The sequence below is a fragment of the Burkholderia guangdongensis genome (assembly GCF_013403875.1).
In the GTDB taxonomy this organism is placed as follows: Bacteria; Pseudomonadota; Gammaproteobacteria; order Burkholderiales; family Burkholderiaceae; genus Burkholderia; species Burkholderia guangdongensis.
The window spans coordinates 1-316 of the sequence record NZ_JACBNX010000069.1; the positions used below are offsets into that span (position 1 = coordinate 1).

Below are 316 nucleotides of genomic sequence, written 5' to 3' on the forward strand. Positions count from 1 at the left end.
TCAGTAAGGGGAGCCTGACGATTACCTACTTTCACACGGGCAATCCGCACTATCATCGGCGTAGAGTCGTTTCACGGTCCTGTTCGGGATGGGAAGGGGTGGGACCGACTCGCTATGGTCATCAGGCAAAAGGGGGTGTCGTCTCGCTTCGCGAGGCGACCAATCCGGGAAGAAGCAGTAATCTTGGGTTGTGTGTATCACACGAGAATTCTGCAGCCTGCAAAACAGACTGGTTATAGAGTCAAGCCTTACGGGCAATTAGTATCGGTTAGCTGAACGCATTACTGCGCTTACACACCCGACCTATCAACGTCCT

The 316-nt window shown here is 52.8% G+C and carries 2 rRNA genes; both read right to left on the minus strand.

What is annotated here, in order from left to right:
• Nucleotides 1-12 precede the first annotated feature (12 nt).
• Nucleotides 13-126 (minus strand): 5S ribosomal RNA (rrf, locus tag HZI36_RS26725).
• Between the two features lie 111 nt (nt 127-237).
• A 23S ribosomal RNA gene (locus HZI36_RS26730) occupies nt 238-316 on the minus strand; the annotation flags it as partial.